The sequence below is a fragment of the Streptomyces sp. NPDC055103 genome, assembly GCF_053607625.1.
Map to the genome: position 1 here is coordinate 20,580 of NZ_JBSGTX010000021.1, position 13,221 is coordinate 33,800.

At 71.5% G+C, this 13,221-nt stretch carries 10 protein-coding genes; 9 read left to right on the top strand and 1 reads right to left on the bottom strand.

Features of this window, described 5'->3' with window-relative positions:
* Positions 1-44 precede the first annotated feature (44 nt).
* A complete protein-coding gene (locus tag ACWFR1_RS15670; RefSeq protein ID WP_453551099.1) occupies positions 45-1,847 on the bottom strand; it encodes a glycoside hydrolase family 15 protein in 1,803 nt (600 codons plus the stop codon).
* Between the two features lie 425 nt (positions 1,848-2,272).
* Between ACWFR1_RS15670 and ACWFR1_RS15675 the strand changes: the two genes are divergently transcribed.
* The 9 genes from ACWFR1_RS15675 (at position 2,273) to ACWFR1_RS15715 (ending at position 13,207) form a co-directional block, all read left to right on the top strand.
* Positions 2,273-3,946 carry a CTP synthase gene (locus ACWFR1_RS15675; protein ID WP_453551289.1) on the top strand — a complete coding sequence of 558 codons (1,674 nt, stop codon included), beginning with the start codon at positions 2,273-2,275 and terminating at the stop codon, positions 3,944-3,946.
* A gap of 86 nt (positions 3,947-4,032) precedes the next feature.
* Positions 4,033-4,659, top strand: a complete 627-nt coding sequence (locus tag ACWFR1_RS15680; RefSeq protein ID WP_453551102.1) for an NUDIX domain-containing protein — start codon at positions 4,033-4,035, stop codon at positions 4,657-4,659.
* Between the two features lie 321 nt (positions 4,660-4,980).
* Positions 4,981-6,966: an AAA family ATPase gene (locus ACWFR1_RS15685; RefSeq protein ID WP_453551105.1), complete on the top strand. Its 1,986-nt coding sequence runs from the start codon at positions 4,981-4,983 to the stop codon at positions 6,964-6,966.
* A 147-nt stretch (positions 6,967-7,113) separates the two neighbouring features.
* Positions 7,114-8,229, top strand: a complete 1,116-nt coding sequence (gene ald / locus ACWFR1_RS15690; RefSeq protein ID WP_453551107.1) for an alanine dehydrogenase — start codon at positions 7,114-7,116, stop codon at positions 8,227-8,229.
* A gap of 448 nt (positions 8,230-8,677) precedes the next feature.
* On the top strand, positions 8,678-9,703 hold the full coding sequence (locus tag ACWFR1_RS15695) for a ParA family protein (protein ID WP_037631020.1): 1,026 nt from the start codon (positions 8,678-8,680) through the stop codon (positions 9,701-9,703).
* On the top strand, positions 9,700-10,188 hold the full coding sequence (locus ACWFR1_RS15700) for a hypothetical protein (protein ID WP_453551291.1): 489 nt from the start codon (positions 9,700-9,702) through the stop codon (positions 10,186-10,188). Before ACWFR1_RS15695 ends, ACWFR1_RS15700 begins: the two co-directional genes overlap by 4 nt.
* Positions 10,189-10,233: 45 nt before the next feature.
* Positions 10,234-11,373 (top strand): segregation and condensation protein A, encoded by a 1,140-nt coding sequence (locus tag ACWFR1_RS15705; protein WP_453551110.1) that lies wholly within the window; start codon positions 10,234-10,236, stop codon positions 11,371-11,373.
* The gene (gene scpB, locus ACWFR1_RS15710) at positions 11,370-11,963 is read left to right on the top strand and encodes an SMC-Scp complex subunit ScpB (protein ID WP_453551113.1); all 594 of its coding nucleotides are present in this window, start codon (positions 11,370-11,372) and stop codon (positions 11,961-11,963) included. Before ACWFR1_RS15705 ends, scpB begins: the two co-directional genes overlap by 4 nt.
* Positions 11,963-13,207, top strand: coding sequence for a pseudouridine synthase (locus ACWFR1_RS15715; RefSeq protein ID WP_453551116.1), 1,245 nt, complete (start codon positions 11,963-11,965; stop codon positions 13,205-13,207). The genes scpB and ACWFR1_RS15715 overlap by 1 nt, the downstream gene beginning before the upstream one ends.
* The last annotated feature ends 14 nt before the right edge of the window (positions 13,208-13,221 follow it).

Below are 13,221 nucleotides of genomic sequence, written 5' to 3' on the forward strand. Positions count from 1 at the left end.
CGGGGCGGACCAGGGCTGTCCGCCCCTGGTCCGCCGGACGGGCCTCAGCCGCCGTACGCCCCGCTGGCGGTCAGGCGCAGCGCGGTGTCGATCAGCGGGACGTGGCTGAACGCCTGCGGGAAGTTCCCCACCTGGCGCTGGAGCCGCGGGTCCCACTCCTCGGCGAGCAGCCCGAGGTCGTTACGGAGCGAGAGCAGCTTCTCGAAGAGCGTGCGGGCCTCGTCGACCCGGCCGATCATCGCCAGGTCGTCGGCGAGCCAGAACGAGCAGGCGAGGAAGGCGCCCTCGTCGCCCTCCAGGCCGTCGACGCCGGCCTCCTCGCCGGCCGTCGGGTAGCGCAGCACGAAGCCGTCCTCCGTGGACAGCTCCCGCTGGATCGCCTCGATGGTGCCGATGACCCGCTTGTCGTCCGGCGGCAGGAAGCCCATCTGCGGGATCAGCAGCAGCGAGGCGTCCAGCTCCTTGGAGCCGTACGACTGCGTGAAGGTGTTCCGCTCCGGGTCGTAGCCCTTCGCGCAGACGTCCCGGTGGATCTCGTCGCGGAGCTCGCGCCAGCGCTCCAGCGGGCCGTCGGCGTCCCCGGACTCGATGAGCTTGATCGTGCGGTCCACCGCCACCCAGGCCATCACCTTGGAGTGGGTGAAGTGGCGGCGCGGGCCGCGGACCTCCCAGATGCCCTCGTCGGGCTGGTCCCAGTGGGTCTCCAGGTACCTGATCAGCTTCAGCTGGAGCAGCGAGGCGTAGTCGTTGCGGGAGAGCCCCGTCATGTGCGCGAGGTGGAGGGCCTCGGTGACCTCGCCGTAGACGTCGAGCTGGAGCTGGTTGGCGGCGCCGTTGCCGACCCGGACCGGGCCGGAGTTCTCGTACCCCGGGAGCCAGTCGAGCTCCGCCTCGCCGAGCTCCCGCTCACCGGCGATGCCGTACATGATCTGGAGGTTCTCCGGGTCGCCCGCGACCGCGCGGAGCAGCCAGTCCCGCCAGGCGCGGGCCTCCTCGCGGTAGCCGGTGCGCAGCATCGAGGAGAGGGTGATCGCCGCGTCCCGCAGCCAGGTGTAGCGGTAGTCCCAGTTGCGGACGCCGCCGATCTCCTCGGGCAGCGAGGTGGTCGGCGCGGCCACGATCCCGCCGGTCGGCGCGTACGTCAGCGCCTTCAGCGTGATCAGGGAGCGGACCACCGCCTCCCGGTAGGGGCCGTGGTACGTGCAGTGGTCGACCCACTCGCGCCAGAAGTCGGCGGTCGCCTCCAGCGAACCCTCCGGGTCCGGCAGCGCCGGCGGCTCCCGGTGGGAGGGCTGCCAGGAGAGCGTGAAGGTGATCCGGTCACCGGGGGAGACGGTGAACTCGGAGTACGTGGTGAGGTCCTCGCCGTGCGTCTCCGCGTCCGTGTCCAGCCACACCGAGTCGGGCCCGGCGACGGCGACCGTGCGCTCGCCGACCTTGTGGACCCAGGGCACGATCCGGCCGTAGCTGAAGCGCATCCGCAGCGCGGAGCTCATCGGCACCCGGCCGGAGACGCCCTCCACGATCCGGATGATCTGCGGGGCGCCGTCGCGCGGGGGCATGAAGTCGGTGACCCGGACCGTGCCGCGCGGGGTGTCCCACTCGGACTCCAGGATCAGCGAGTCGCCCCGGTAACGGCGCCGGTCGGCCGGCGGTGGTTCGGCGTCCTCGGCCACGGCGGGCGCCACCCGCCAGAACCCGTGTTCCTCGGTGCCGAGGAGTCCCGCGAAAACCGCTTGGGAGTCGAAGCGGGGGAGACACAGCCAGTCGACGCTGCCGTCCCGGCAGACCAGGGCGGCGGTCTGCATGTCCCCGATGAGTGCGTAATCCTCGATGCGCCCGGCCACGTGCTTCACTCCAGTCGAACGGCCACGTCCGCCCCCAGGGGGCGCTTGCTTGTGTTGTGCCGGCGGGGTGTTCAGGCCGGCCTGCTCGGCGGGCAAGGTCCCAGCAGGATACGTCGCACCCTAATGACCCGGTGATCACCCGGGTAACGTCGCTGCTCCGATCAGGTGAACAGGCCCGTGACCCCGTGGATCACCCCGCCGCACGGATCCCGCCCCGCCCTTCCGTCGCCGTCCGTGTACACCCGACTGCCGCGTGTGGCCGGAAGCGGTCTCCCGATGTCGCTGATACCCTGGTACCCCGTGGACCGGTGGGAAACGGCGACAGCCGAGGACCCCGAAACCGCAGCGACGGCACCCCCCGATTCTTCCGGAGGGGACGCCGGTACGCACCTCCAGAACGCGACCACGGGAGCCCCCTCTTGGCGATGCCGCCCAACACCACGACGACCAAGCACATCTTCGTCACCGGGGGTGTCGCCTCCTCCCTCGGCAAGGGGCTGACCGCCTCCAGCCTGGGTGCGCTCCTCAAGGCCCGCGGCCTCCGGGTCACGATGCAGAAGCTCGACCCGTACCTGAACGTCGACCCGGGCACGATGAACCCCTTCCAGCACGGCGAGGTGTTCGTCACCAACGACGGCGCCGAGACCGACCTGGACATCGGCCACTACGAGCGCTTCCTCGACGTCGACCTCGACGGCTCGGCCAACGTCACCACCGGCCAGGTCTACTCGCAGGTCATCGCCAAGGAACGGCGCGGCGAGTACCTGGGCGACACCGTGCAGGTCATCCCGCACATCACCAACGAGATCAAGTCCCGGATCCGCCGCATGGCGACGGACGACGTGGACGTCGTCATCACCGAGGTCGGCGGCACCGTCGGCGACATCGAGTCCCTGCCGTTCCTGGAGACCGTCCGCCAGGTCCGCCACGAGGTCGGCCGCGACAACGTCTTCGTCGTGCACATCTCGCTGCTGCCCTACATCGGCCCCTCCGGCGAGCTGAAGACCAAGCCGACCCAGCACTCGGTCGCCGCCCTGCGCAACATCGGTATCCAGCCGGACGCGATCGTCCTGCGCGCCGACCGCGAGGTCCCGACCGCCATCAAGCGCAAGATCTCGCTGATGTGCGACGTCGACGAGGCCGCGGTCGTCGCCGCGATCGACGCCAAGTCGATCTACGACATCCCGAAGGTCCTGCACACCGAGGGCCTGGACGCGTACGTCGTCCGTAAGCTCGACCTGCCGTTCCGCGACGTGGACTGGTCCACCTGGGACGACCTGCTGGACCGCGTCCACAACCCCGACCACGAGGTCACGGTCGCGCTCGTCGGCAAGTACATCGACCTGCCCGACGCCTACCTCTCGATCACCGAGGCCATGCGGGCCGGCGGCTTCGCCAACAAGGCCCGGGTCAAGGTCAAGTGGGTCACCTCCGACGACTGCAAGACGCCGGCCGGCGCCCAGAAGCAGCTCGGCGACGTCGACGCGATCCTCGTCCCCGGCGGCTTCGGCGACCGCGGTGTGAACGGCAAGATCGGCGCGATCCAGTACGCCCGTGAGAACAAGGTGCCGCTGCTCGGCATCTGCCTCGGTCTCCAGTGCATCGTCATCGAGGCCGCGCGGAACCTCGCGGGCATCCCGGACGCCAACTCCACCGAGTTCGACCCGGCGACCGCGCACCCCGTCGTCTCCACGATGGAGGAGCAGCTCGCGTACGTCGAAGGCGCCGGCGACCTGGGCGGAACGATGCGCCTGGGTCTGTACCCGGCGAAGCTCGCCGAGGGCTCGATCGTCCGTGAGGTCTACGGCGACCAGCCGTACGTGGACGAGCGCCACCGCCACCGCTACGAGGTCAACAACTCCTACCGCGCGGAGCTGGAGAAGAAGGCCGGCCTGGTCTTCTCCGGCACCTCCCCGGACAACAAGCTCGTCGAGTACGTCGAGTACCCGCGCGAGATCCACCCCTACCTGGTCGCCACCCAGGCGCACCCGGAGCTCCGCTCCCGCCCGACCCGCCCGCACCCGCTCTTCGCCGGCCTGGTGAAGGCAGCCGTGCAGCGGCAGGAGGAAGCGCGCAAGACGGGCAAGCCGGCCGAGTAACCGCCGGGCGTTAACGTTGCCGGGGTGCGGGTCCTTGAGGATCCGTACCCCGGCTTTCGTATGTCCGCGTACGTGGGAGGACCCAGATGGAGTTGCAGGACACCCCGGAGGAGTGGCGGGTCGTCGCGACGACGACCCCCTTCCAGGGAAACAAGACCAGTGTCCGCACGGACGACGTGGTCATGCCGGACGGCACGGTCGCACGCCGCGACTACCAGGTCCACCCCGGCTCGGTGGCCGTCCTCGCCCTGGACGAGCAGGACCGGGTCCTGCTGCTCAAGCAGTACCGGCACCCGGTGCGGCAGAAGCTGTGGGAGATCCCGGCGGGACTCCTCGACGTGCCCGGTGAGAACCCGCTGCACGCCGCCCAGCGCGAGCTGTTCGAGGAGGCCCACGTCAAGGCCGGGGACTGGCGGGTCCTGACCGACGTCTACACGACCCCGGGCGGCTGCGACGAGGCCGTACGGATCTTCCTCGCCCGGGACCTCGCGGAGGCGGAGGGCGAGCGCTTCGAGGTCGCCGACGAGGAGGCCGACATGGAGCTGGCGCGGGTCCCGCTCGCGGAGCTCGTGCGCGGGGTCCTCGCGGGCGAACTGCACAACAACTGCCTCGTCGTGGGCGTCCTGTCGCTGGCCGCCGCACGTGCGGGCGAGGGCCTGGAGGCGCTGCGCCCGGCGGACGCGCCCTGGCCGGCCCGGCCGTTCGAGGCGTAGGACCCCTTTCGGGGCGCGGGGGCCGTCCGGTCCTGGGGCCGTCTTCGGGGTCAGGGCAGGCTCGCGGGGCTCCCTGATCCGGCCTGATCCGGCCTGATCCGGTCTGATCAGAAAGACGAACCCTGGCCGCAGCGGTCCGGGTGGGCGTCCTCTCGGGGCGTACGCCCGCGACCCTGCGGTGTGACCATCCGCTGATCCGATCGGGGGATGTGTCCGCCGCGCTCCACCGGGTCCGTGCCGTGCCCTGAACTACGCTCGGGATCGCCCGTGCGGAGCCCCCCGCGGGATCGGCTCGTGCGCAGGTGGACGGGAGCGTGGCCCGTGACGGATCAGGCGGTGGCGGCGGCCGTGGGCCGGCGGTTCTTCGGCCGGCAGCGGGAGTTGAAGGCTCTGCGCGCCGACATCGAGCGGACCGGCCTCGACACCCTCACGGGCCGCAAGGCACCCCGGGCCCGGGTCCTGCTCGTTGCCGGCAAGCCGGGCTCGGGGCGCACCGCCCTCGCCGAGGAGCTGGCCGACGGGCTCGCCGACCGCTACCCCGACGGGGTGTTCCGCGCCCGGCTCACCGAGCCGGGCGGCGACCCCGTCCCCACCGCCCGCGTCGCCCAGGAACTCCTGGCCGCGCTCGGCGTGGCCGAACCGCCCGGGGCCGGCGAGGACGAGCTGACCGAACTGGTCCGCCACGCCCTCGCCGAGCGCCGGGTCGTCCTGATCCTCGACGACGCCGTCGACGCCGAGCAGGCCGACCCGCTGATCCCCGACAACCCGGACACCCTCGTCGTCGGTGTCTCGCGCGGGCCGCTCACCGGCATCCCCGACGTACGGCCCTGCACCCTCGGAGGGCTCGACCCCAAGTCGGCCATCGAGCTGCTCACCGCCTTCACCGGCTCCGTCCGCATCACCGTCGACCCGCAGGCCGCCGAGACGCTCGTCGAGGCGTGCGGGGGGATGCCCGGTGCGGTCGTCCTTGCCGGGGGCTGGCTCGCCGCCCGCCCCAAGGCCTCCGTCGCGGACCTCGCCAAGCAGCTGCGCGGGCTGAGCGGCGATCCGCTCACCCGGACCTTCCTGCTCGCCCACGAGGCGCTGCCCGCGACCGCCGCCCGGATACTGCGATTCCTCTCCCTGGCCCCGCTCGGCCGGGCCGACGCCCACACCGCCTCCGCCCTGGCCGGCTGCTCGGTCTCGGCGGCGGCCACCACCCTCGCCGACTTCGCCGCCCTGGGTCTCGTCGCCGCCGGCGACGACGGGCAGTACGAGGTGCCCGGCCATCTCGTCCCCCTCCTTCGCGCTCAGCTGGAGGAGCGCGACCGGCCCGCCGAGGTGCAGCTCGCCCGGGCCCGGATGCTGGAGCGGACCGTACGGCTCCTCCAGTCGTGCCGTGCGGTCACCGAACCCGAGGGCTCGGCCTCCCGGCGGAAACTGGCCGGACTGCCGCGCGCCCTGCGCTTCCCGACCCGGGAGGCCGGCGCCGAGTGGCTCCGGTCCCGGCAGTCCGTCCTGCTCGCCTCCGCCCGCCTCGCCGTCGCCGACGGGGAGCTCGACACCCTGGCCCGCCGCCTGATCGCCTCCCTGGTCAGGGCGCTGGCCGCGCACCGGGGGGCCGAGGCCGCGGCGCCCGAGCTGTACGGCCTCCACCAGCTGGTCCTCGACGTGGCCGAGCGGCGCGGACTGCACCGCGAGCGGGCCGCCGCCCTGCTGAACCTCGCGGATCTCGACGCCAGGACCGGACGGACGCAGGACGCTCTGCTGCGATATCGGTTGGCTTTGGATGCCGGCAGGGCGGCAAATGATCCGTACGCCACCGGTCGTGCAATGGAATCCGTAGGTGGCTCGTATCAGGAGCTGGGGGACTGGCAGCGGGCCGGCGACTGGTACGGGCGGGCGCTCGCCCAGCGCCTCGCCCGGGACGAGCGCGCCGACCAGGCCCGGCTGTACGGCCGCCTCGGCGCCGTGCAGACCTACGCGGGGCGGTACGGCGAAGCCCTGCGGAACTGGCGGGCCGCCGCCGCCGGCTACCGCAGGCTCGCCGATCTCCCGGGCCACGCCCGGGCGTTGAGCGAGGCGGCCCGGGTCCAGGAGTACGCGGGGCGGCCGGAGGAGTCGCTGCGGACCTGCGAGGAGGCGGTGGAATGGGCCCGCCGGGCGCAGGACGGCCGGCTCCAGGCGGCCCTCCAGCTGCGGCTCGCGGACACCCTCGACCGGCTCGGCGACCCGGCCGCCGCAAGGCTGCACAGGGCCGCAGCCGAGCGATTGCTGGAAACGGAAGCCCCAGCCTACGAAATCCGCAGTGGGTTCGAGAAAGATTAGTACTTTGAAAGGCTAGACACCGGGAACTCCTTCATTAGACTGGGTCCGCCGCGTTCGAACGTGGTCTGCCCCGGTGCGCCGCAGTGCATCCGGGTATGTATCGCAATAACCCAGTTGTCCCCCCAGATTCAAGGACCGTGATCGACGATGAAGGTCGGCATCCCCCGCGAGGTCAAGAACAACGAGTTCCGCGTGGCCATCACCCCTGCGGGTGTCCACGAGCTCGTCCGCAACGGCCACCAGGTCTTCATCGAGCAGAACGCCGGTGTCGGCTCCTCGATCACGGATGAGGAGTACGTCGGCGCCGGCGCCGAGATCCTCGCCACGGCCGACGAGGTCTGGGCCATTGCCGACCTGCTGCTCAAGGTCAAGGAGCCCATCGCGGAGGAGTACCACCGCCTCCGCAAGGACCAGACCCTCTTCACGTACCTGCACCTCGCGGCCTCCCGCGAGTGCACGGACGCGCTGCTCGAGTCCGGCACCACCGCCATCGCCTACGAGACCGTCGAGACCGCGAACCGCGCCCTGCCGCTGCTCGCCCCGATGTCCGAGGTCGCGGGCCGTCTGGCCCCGCAGGTCGGCGCCTACCACCTGATGCGCTCGGTCGGCGGCCGCGGCGTCCTCCCCGGCGGCGTCCCCGGCACCCACGCCGGCGAGTGCGTCGTCATCGGCGGCGGCGTCTCCGGCTGGAACGCCACGCAGATCGCCGTCGGCATGGGCTTCCACGTGACCCTGCTCGACCGTGACATCAACAAGCTCCGCGAGGCCGACAAGATCTTCGGCACCAAGGTGAAGACGATCGTCTCCAACGCCTACGAGCTGGAGAAGGCCGTCGTCGAGGCCGACCTCGTCATCGGCGCCGTCCTCATCCCGGGCGCCAAGGCCCCGAAGCTGGTCACCAACGAGCTCGTCGCCAAGATGAAGCCCGGAAGTGTCCTTGTCGACATTGCGATCGACCAGGGCGGTTGCTTCGAGGACTCGCACGCGACCACCCACGCCGAGCCGACCTTCCAGGTCCACAACTCGGTCTTCTACTGCGTCGCCAACATGCCGGGCGCGGTCCCGAACACCTCCACCTACGCGCTCACCAACGCCACGCTGCCCTACATCGTGTCGCTGGCGAACAACGGCTGGGTCGAGGCGCTGCGCCGCGACTCCGCGCTCGGTCTGGGTCTCAACACCCATGACGGCAAGGTGGTTTACAAGGAGGTCGCCGAGGCGCACGGCCTCGACCACGTCGAGCTGAGCACCCTCCTGGGCTGATCCCCGAGGCACCGCCGTCAACGCGTGCCGTCAATGCCACACACCCGGCCGGACCTTGTTCGACAAGGTCCGGCCGGCTGTGCGTCCGGCCACGTCCGGGGCCCGCGCAACTCGCCTCGAACGTAACCCTTTAACCGTTTCGCGCACCCCTGAAACGTGTGGATGCATGCCTGCGCACCCTTGACAGAGACGTGTTCGGTTGCCGACACATCCGGCCGGGTCCGGCGGATTGTGTTGCTGCGGAGCGGTGACACGCCATAGAGTCGCCAACCGTCGGCATGGTGCCACGCTGACCTATCGATAAATGTTCCTGGTGACATCCAAGGAGGTAAGACGACTTGTGAATGAGTCGACAATTACTCCCGGGAGCGGTGCGCCAGGTGCTCCGATCGGCTCCGTCGCGGTGCGGACCTTCGCGACGCACCAGCCCATGACGACAGCCCACACGATGAAGACGATGGACGGCCTACACGTGAACGCCACGGCCGGCAACGAGATGGGCCGAGAGTCCACCCACTTCGCCGCCTTTGACGAGGTGCCCGAGGGGCACTTCTACGACCCCGACGCCGAGTACGAGCCCGACCCGGAGTACGCGGCCACCCTCGCACCCGACGCTGCCCGTCAGCGCCGCGAGCGGATCGGCCCCACCGGACGGCCGCTGCCGTACTTCCCGATCCCGGGTCCCCTGACCGACCACGGACCCGCCAAGATCATCGCGATGTGCAACCAGAAGGGCGGCGTCGGCAAGACCACGTCGACCATCAACCTGGGTGCCGCGCTCGCCGAGTACGGACGACGGGTGCTGCTCGTCGACTTCGACCCGCAGGGAGCCCTGTCGGTCGGCCTCGGTGTGAACCCGATGGAGCTCGACCTCACCGTCTACAACCTGCTCATGGAGCGGGGCATGTCGGCGGACGAGGTCCTCCTGAAGACCGCCGTTCCCAACATGGACCTGCTGCCGAGCAACATCGACCTCTCGGCCGCCGAAGTCCAGTTGGTCAGCGAGGTCGCGCGCGAGTCCACGCTCCAGCGCGCCCTGAAGCCGCTGATGAACGACTACGACTACATCGTGATCGACTGTCAGCCCTCGCTCGGCCTGCTGACCGTGAACGCCCTGACGGCGGCTCACAAGGTCATCGTGCCGCTGGAATGCGAGTTCTTCGCCCTGCGCGGAGTGGCGCTGCTGACCGAGACGATCGAGAAGGTCCAGGAGCGGCTCAACCCCGACCTGGAGCTCGACGGCATCCTCGCCACGATGTACGACTCGCGGACCGTGCACAGCCGTGAGGTCCTCGCGCGCGTCGTCGAGGCCTTCGACGACCACGTGTACCACACGGTCATCGGGCGGACGGTGCGCTTCCCGGAGACCACGGTCGCCGGCGAGCCCATCACCACCTACGCCTCCAACTCCGTGGGCGCCGCCGCCTACCGTCAGCTCGCCAGGGAGGTGCTCGCCCGGTGTCACGCCGAGTGAGTCTGCCCGGCGCCGACGAACTCTTCCGTACGACCGGGGGGACGGCGCTCACGTCGTCCTCACCCCGCCGGGCCGTCCCGGCTCCGGCGGGCGAGAGCGACACGACGGCGGCCGAGGGCTCCGCGGAACACACGACGGCGGACTCCGAGGCGGCCGAACCGCGCGCCCGGACGGCGGAGCCGGAAGGCACCGCCACGAAGCCGGCGAACCCCGCCACGGTGCCGGCACCGGCGGCGCGGCGACGTGGTGGCCGTGCCCCGAACCGGCGGCCCAGCGGCCGCGAGCGCCACGACGAGAAGATCACGGTCTACGTCTCCGCCGAGGAGCTCATGGACCTGGAGCACGCGCGCCTCGTCCTCAGGGGCGAGCACGGCCTCGCCGTCGACCGGGGCAGGATCGTCCGTGAGGCGGTCGCCGTCGTCCTGGCGGACCTGGAGTCCCGCGGCGACGCGAGCATCCTCGTACGCCGCCTGCGCGGCCGCTGAGGGTAGCCTGCGGGCTGCCGAGCTCCCCGTTCCCCCTGGACCCCCATGCGCCACGCCTCTGACGAAACGTCCCGCCCGCCGGGCCGCCGCCCCCTGGGCCGCGGCCCGGGCGAGACGCGGGGGCCCGCGGGCCCGCAGGCCGCTCCGGCGGCGGAGGGGCTTCCGGTGGCGGAGGGACGTCCGGCGGAGGCCGCGACGGACGTCGTGGCCGCCGAGGCCGCCACGGTCGCCGGGCGCGCCGAGGCCGTAAGGGTCGCCGAGCCCAGCCCGGCCGCCCCGGCCGCCAAGGTCGTCCAGGCCACGGTGGCTGCCACGGCCGCTGAGCCCGCCGCGGCTGACACGGCCGCCGAGTCCGGCGATGCCGCCGAGCCCGGCGATGCCGCCGAGCCCGGCGGTGGGCGGTTCACCGTGCGGCTCGCGAACTTCGAGGGGCCGTTCGACCTGCTCCTCCAGCTGATCACCAAGCACAAGCTCGACGTCACTGAGGTCGCCCTCTCCCAGGTCACCGACGAGTTCATGGCGCACCTCCGCGCCCTGGGGCCCGACGGCGACCTCGACCAGACCACCGAGTTCCTCGTCGTCGCCGCCACCCTGCTCGACCTGAAGGCCGCCCGGCTGCTTCCCGCCGCCGAGGTGGAGGACGAGGCAGACCTCGCGCTCCTGGAGGCCCGCGACCTGCTCTTCGCCCGCCTCCTCCAGTACCGCGCGTACAAGCGGATCGCGGAGATCTTCCAGGACCGCTGGGAGGCGGAGGGCCGCCGCCACCCCCGTACCGTCGGACTCGAACCGCGGTACGCCGAGCTGCTCCCCGAGGTCGTCATCTCGATCGGGGCCGAGGGCTTCGCCAGGCTGGCCGTCAAGGCCATGCAGCCCAAGGCCGAGCCCCAGGTGTACGTCGACCACATCCACGCCCCGCTCGTCAGCGTCCGCGAGCAGGCCGCCGTGGTCGTCGCGCTGCTGCGCGAGCGCGGCACGGCCCTCTTCCGGGAGCTGATCGAGGACGTCGGAGACGACACCCTGACCGTCGTCGCCCGCTTCCTCGCCCTCCTGGAGCTCTACCGGGAGAAGGCCGTCGCCCTCGACCAGGAGACCGCCCTGGGGGACCTCGCGGTCTCCTGGACCGGCGGGGAGGCGGATCCGTCCGGGGCCGTGACCGACGAGTTCGACCAGGAGACCACCGCGTGAGCGATCTCAAGCCCTCCCTCGAAGCCGTCCTGATGGTCGTCGACGAGCCCGCCACGGAGCAGCACCTCGCGAAGGTCCTGGACCGGTCCCCGCGCGAGGTGGCCGACGCCCTGCACGAGCTGGCCGACGAGTACACCGCCCAGGGCCGCGGCTTCGAGCTGCGCCGGGTGGCCGGCGGCTGGCGCTACTACACCCGCGCCGCCCACGCGGCGGCCGTCGAGGCCTTCGTCCTCGACGGGCAGCAGGCCCGGCTCACCCAGGCGGCCCTGGAGACCCTCGCGGTCGTCGCGTACCGCCAGCCGGTCAGCCGTTCCCGGGTCTCCGCGGTGCGCGGGGTCAACTGTGACGGGGTCATGAGGACCCTTCTCCAGCGGGGTCTGGTGGAGGAGGCGGGCGCGGAACCCGAAACAGGTGCGATCCTGTACAGGACGACGAACTTCTTCCTGGAGCGGATGGGCCTGCGCGGCCTGGACGAACTCCCCGAGCTCGCGCCCTTCCTCCCCGAGGCGGAGGCGGTCGAGCCGGACTCCCTGGAAGGCGTCCCGTCGTTCGATCCGGACGCAGACGTAGACGACAAGACGGAAATTTGATGCGAAGCAGCAGCGGCAGGAACAGCAGCGGAAACAACGGCGGGAGCCGTGGTGGCAACAGCGGCGGCCGCGGCGGCAGCGGCGGTGGCCGCGGCGGCAGCAGCAGCGGTGGCGGTGGCTACCGAGGCGGCGGCAGCGGCGGTGGCGCCGGTCGTGGTGGCAGCGGTGGCGGCGGCAGCCGTGGTGGCAGCAGCGGCGGTGGCGGTGGCTACCGCGGCGCCGGCGGCGGCCGCGACGACAGGCAGGGCGGCGGCAGCGCCAGGCCGCGCAACCCGCGTCCCGAAGAGCGCCAGTACGACGTACCCGGCCTGAGCGGCTCCGCCGGCGGCCCCAAGAGCGGCCGTGGCGCCTCCGCGCGCGGTGGCGCCAAGGGTGGCCCCCGGCAGTCCCCGCAGCGCGGTGGCGGCCGTACCGAGCCGTCCCGCTCGCGCGAGTACGACGCCCGCACGGAGGAGCGCAACCGGGAGCGGTACGCCGGCAAGCCGGAGATCAAGACCCCCAAGACGTTCCCCGGCGCCGAGCAGGAGGGTGAGCGTCTGCAGAAGGTCCTCGCCCGCGCCGGCATGGGCTCGCGGCGTGCGTGCGAGGAGCTCATCGAGCAGTCCCGCGTCGAGGTCAACGGTCAGATCGTGCTCGAGCAGGGCATGCGCGTCGACCCGGAGAAGGACGAGATCAAGGTGGACGGCCTGACCGTCGCCACCCAGTCCCACCTCTTCTTCGCGCTGAACAAGCCCGCCGGCGTCGTCTCCACCATGGAGGACCCGGAAGGCCGCCAGTGCCTCGGCGACTACGTCAACAACCGTGAGACCCGGCTCTTCCACGTCGGCCGGCTCGACACGGAGACCGAGGGCATCATCCTGCTCACCAACCACGGTGAGCTGGCCCACCGCCTCACGCACCCCAAGTACGGCGTGAAGAAGACCTACCTGGCGGCCATCACCGGCCCGCTGCCCCGCGAGGTCGGCCGCATGCTCAAGGACGGCATCGAGCTGGAGGACGGGTACGCCCGCGCCGACCACTTCCGTGTCGTCGAGCAGACCGGCAAGAACTACCTGGTCGAGGTCACGCTGCACGAGGGCCGCAAGCACATCGTGCGCCGCATGCTCGCCGAGGCCGGCTTCCCGGTCGACAAGCTGGTCCGTACGGCCTTCGGCCCGATCTCGCTGGGTGACCAGAAGTCGGGCTGGCTGCGCCGTCTGACCAACACCGAGGTCGGCATGCTGATGAAGGAAGTCGGGATGTAGTTCCCGCCGTCTCC